General features: G+C 69.6%; 2 protein-coding genes. One reads left to right on the forward strand and one right to left on the reverse strand.

All coding sequences use genetic code 11. The features are described 5' to 3' along the window. Positions 1 to 288 (reverse strand): hypothetical protein (locus tag ABD343_RS40690; protein WP_344535920.1); only part of this gene is annotated, 288 nt, incomplete at its 3' end. Between the two features lie 310 nt (positions 289 to 598). On the opposite strand from ABD343_RS40690, the gene ABD343_RS40695 reads away from it, so the two are divergent. Then, positions 599 to 1,057 (forward strand): pRL2-23, encoded by a 459-nt coding sequence (locus tag ABD343_RS40695; protein ID WP_344535921.1) that lies wholly within the window; start codon positions 599 to 601, stop codon positions 1,055 to 1,057. Positions 1,058 to 1,091 lie beyond the last annotated feature (34 nt).

The following is a 1,091-nucleotide window of genomic DNA, read 5'->3' on the forward strand; positions in this document are numbered from 1 at the left end:
GGTGGCGTCCTCCTGGTCGTGCTCGTGCTCCTGGTGCTCGTCGTCGTCCTGGTCGTGCTCGTCGTCCTGGTCGTGCTCGTACGTCATCTCGGAGACGTACGGCGGCAGTCGGAGACGTACGCGGCGGCGGCGGCCGGGGAGGAGACTCGCGGGATGAGCGATGAACTGCCGCGCGGGCTCTGCGAGTGGTGCCAGGGGCCTCTGCCCGAGGCGGACGGGCGGGGCCGCCGCCGCGTCTACTGCCGGGCGAGCTGTCGCCAGCGGGCGTACGAAGAACGGCGCGTACAAGGGCGGCTCGACCAGCTCGCGCTGGATGCCGCTCGCGCCTGGCGCACGGGTCCAGCTCCGGAATCCACTTCGTCACGTGACGAAAAAACAGCCCCGGAGCAGGCTTCTACAACGTCACGTGACGAAATTCGGAGGGTCCGGGGTGGTGGCTTCCCCCCGGCGCCACCTGGGGCGATGCGTGCGCGGCGGCGCCTTCTGTACCCGCCTGGGCACCTTCCCTCAGATGAATCAGAGTGAATCCTCTTGCGCAGACTGATACATCTCTGTCAGTCTGTACGTGTCAGGCAGGAAGACACGGAAGGGGCACATTATGTGGACCACGATCGTCGCGGTACTCGGCACGATCCTCGGGGGCGCCGTCACTGGTGCGCTGGCGCACTTCTCGGCCCGCTCGGCGAGGTGGGATGAGCTGGACGAGCGGCGCCGGTCCGAGGCCATCGACGCGGTGACGGCGCTGGCTCGTGCGGCGAGTGATCACCGCCGTGCCATGTGGATGGTGCGGGAGGCGCAGATCACGGGGGTGGACGCGGAGCGGGTGCGGGTGCTGCGGGACGAGTCGCACCGCACCCGCTCGGAGATCACCGAGCCGTCCGTGAGGGTGCAGCTCCTCATCGAGTCGGACGCGGTGCGGGCCGTGGCGCATGAGGCGGTGCACGCGACGTACGCGATGCGGGAGGCGGAGACGCTGGAGGCGCTGGAGGACGCCCGTGCGGTGGCCCTGGCGACGCACGATCTGATGGTTCGTACGGCGGGCGCGTATCTGGCCTGACGACTGCGAAGCGCCCCTCACCGACGTGGTGGGG

Source organism: Streptomyces albiaxialis (genome assembly GCF_039530985.1).
GTDB classification, from domain to species: domain Bacteria; phylum Actinomycetota; class Actinomycetes; order Streptomycetales; family Streptomycetaceae; genus Streptomyces; species Streptomyces albiaxialis.

Bases quoted from the DNA above. Each gene is read 5' to 3' on its own strand.
- ABD343_RS40695 (WP_344535921.1), top strand. From the start codon at position 599: ATGTGGACCACGATCGTCGCGGTACTCGGCACGATCCTCGGGGGCGCC.